This window comes from Chitinophaga sp. (assembly GCF_036566945.1).
Classification (GTDB): Bacteria; Bacteroidota; Bacteroidia; order Chitinophagales; family Chitinophagaceae; genus Chitinophaga.
Genome location: NZ_DATCVJ010000418.1, coordinates 1 through 2697, shown reverse-complemented (window position 1 = coordinate 2697; position 2697 = coordinate 1). Strand labels below are relative to the sequence as shown.

The 2697-nt window shown below is 45.6% G+C and carries 3 protein-coding genes and 1 pseudogene; 1 reads left to right on the top strand and 3 read right to left on the bottom strand.

Features of this window, described 5'->3' with window-relative positions; translation table 11 throughout:
- The 3 genes from VIP81_RS12480 to gcvT all read right to left on the bottom strand — a co-directional run.
- On the bottom strand, positions 1–209 hold a 209-nt coding region (locus VIP81_RS12480), incomplete at its 3' end, for a 2-phosphosulfolactate phosphatase (RefSeq protein ID WP_331960747.1).
- Between the two features lie 16 nt (positions 210–225).
- Complete coding sequence (locus VIP81_RS12475; protein ID WP_331960744.1) at positions 226–699, bottom strand: SRPBCC family protein; 474 nt, start codon at positions 697–699, stop codon at positions 226–228.
- A gap of 193 nt (positions 700–892) precedes the next feature.
- Positions 893–1981, bottom strand: coding sequence for a glycine cleavage system aminomethyltransferase GcvT (gcvT, locus tag VIP81_RS12470; RefSeq protein WP_331960741.1), 1089 nt, complete (start codon positions 1979–1981; stop codon positions 893–895).
- A gap of 201 nt (positions 1982–2182) precedes the next feature.
- Here gcvT and VIP81_RS12465 point away from each other — a divergent pair.
- Positions 2183–2697: pseudogene (locus VIP81_RS12465) on the top strand (hypothetical protein); the annotation flags it as partial.

The following is a 2697-nucleotide window of genomic DNA, read 5'->3' as shown; positions in this document are numbered from 1 at the left end:
ATCCCGCCAATGGCGCGGCCGATGTTCACACATTCTTCTACACTGGCTACCGGAATTACCCGGGTAGCACCATTATACAGCGCGGTGCAAATGGTAGAAGTAGCGCGTAGTACATCTATAATAACTACGATACTGTTTTTTACATCAAACAAATGTAATAAAGCCGGAGATAAACATACTTCCAGGCTGGGTTTGTTGCTTTCTGTCATTCAATTACTTTTAACTTTAATCAAGGATTACTCTCCACCGTTCGCTCTCTGCATAACCCTTAATGGCACTATTGCGCTCCTGCAGGAGTTTGGTCATATATTTACACAGATAGAATCTTTCAAATACCCGTCCGAACCAGCCGTAGGGCGTCCCAAAATCCAGGATGTCAATCATGACGGTGCCATTGCCGATTTCTTTAAAATGATGTTCATGATTCATGTGGGTAAAATCACCGGATGTCATTTCATCCGTAAAGAACTCATGCTGGCGCATGGCCGTGATCTTCGTGGTCAGCTCCCTCATTTTACCCAAATGTTTTGCTCGCCAGGTCACTGTTTCATTATAAGATATCAGTCCGTTGGTACGACCTTTTATCGCATCCTCCTGCCGGTGCGACATACTCTTTTTGTGCAGCGTAATGCTCCGGCTCAGGTCAAAGACCCTTTCCAGCGGCGCATGGATGACAGTAGTTAAGTGGATAGTAGGCATAGATATGGTAATAAAATATAAAAATTCCGGTGCGAAGGGTCACGCAGAGGAGCAAAGCAGCTAAGCAGCAAAGAATTTTACTGATTTAAGCGAAAAGATTTACAAAATATCTTTGCTGCTTAGCTGCTTTGCTCCTCTGCGTGACTCTCCGCCAACGAAATTAACAACTTTAACCGGCTATTCATACTTATTCCTAGCTCAGGAAGGGCACTTTTACCACTTTTGCTTTCAGGGCCTTGTCTCTAACGGCAATAAATATTTCTGTATCCTGCGCTGCGAAAGCTGTTTTCACATAGCCAAGACCGATAGCTTTCTGCATAGAAGGCGATTGGGTACCGGATGTTACACGGCCAATTACATTACCTTCCGCATCTTTAATTTCGTAGTCGTGACGGGGAATACCTTTATCCACCATTTCAAAACCTACCAGCTTTTTGGTAATACCTTCTGCCTTCTGTTTGGCAAATAACTCGCTGGAGGTAAATGGTTTGGTGAATTTGGTGATCCAACCCAAACCCGCTTCCATGGGAGAAGTAGTGTCGTCGATATCATTACCATAGAGGCAGAAACCCATTTCCAGGCGGAGGGTATCGCGGGCGCCCAAACCAATAGGTTTCAGGCCCTTAGGACCACCAGCTGCGAAAATAGCGTCCCAGATCTTGTCTGCTGCGCCGTCTACATCTTCAAAATAAATTTCAATTCCACCCGCACCGGTGTAACCGGTAGCACTGATTACCACGTTAGGCACCCCTGCAAACACGCCTTTGGTAAAGGTGTAGTACTTCATGTTGATGAGATCTACTTCTGTGAGCGGCTGAAGGATGCTGGTAGCATTAGGTCCCTGGATAGCCAGCAGACAGGTTTTGTCGGAAATGTTGTGCATTTCCACGTTGTTGGTATTGAACTGGCTGATCCAGTTCCAGTCTTTTTCAATATTGCTGGCATTTACCACCAGCATGTATACTTTATTTTCTTCAATGCAATACACCAGCAGATCGTCTACGATACCACCTTCCTGGTTAGGTAAACAGCTGTACTGAGCTTTGCCTGCAGTGAGCTTGGAAGCGTCATTGCTGGTAACGCGCTGAATCAGGTCCAGTGCGTTTTCGCCCTTTAAAATAAATTCGCCCATGTGGCTTACATCGAACACGCCGGCGTTTGTACGCACCGCCTGGTGCTCATCATTAATACCAGTGTAGGAAATAGGCATGTTGTAACCCGCAAAGGCGGCCATCTTGGCACCCAGCGCAATGTGTTTCTCTGTAAAAGGCGTGTTTTTCATACTTTGTTTTTAAAACGGGGCAAAAATAGCGAATTGAGAATTATGAACGACCAGCGGCAACCGGCGAATGACTGTTTTAAGACGAAAGGATTACATTATAATTAGTTAGAATACAATACCATCGTCAAAAGAACTTCACTCAATTTAGCTATTCGCCAGCCGTAATTCGTAATTTTGCTGCAACACCCAAAACAGATTGCTGTGAAAAAGATAACCTGGCTGTTACCATTGGTGGTTGTAACCATATACGTTCACGCACAGAAGAAAGAGGACAGAAAAACCATAGGTAACCTACAATTGCATATTAATTACCTGAGCAGCGATAAGCTGGAAGGCCGCAGTACCGGGGCTCCCGGGGAACAATTGGCCGCAGCATACATCTCCGCACAGATGCAGCAAATCGGTTTAACTCCCATGGGAGATAATAGTTTTTTACAAACTTTTACGGTAAAAGAAACCCGTGAACCGGCAGCCGCTTGCCATATGACCATCAATGAAGATAAGTTGCTGGCAGGCAAACAATTTCTCCCGTTGCCCTTCAGCGCTGAGAAACCCGCCAAAGGCGAAGCCATGCCCAGCGTGAATGAACCCGATAACATCTGGCTCATTAATGTAGCCGAAATGGACTCCGACAGCCACAAAAGCATGCTGGAGCTGTACCAGCAACAAACACAGATAGCCGAAAAGTCCGGCGCCTCCGGTGTAGTATTTTATAA

Coding starts and splice junctions, on each gene's coding strand:
- VIP81_RS12475 (WP_331960744.1), bottom strand. CDS start 699: ATGCCTACTATCCACTTAACTACTGTCATCCATGCGCCGCTGGAAAGG.
- gcvT (WP_331960741.1), bottom strand. CDS start 1,981: ATGAAAAACACGCCTTTTACAGAGAAACACATTGCGCTGGGTGCCAAG.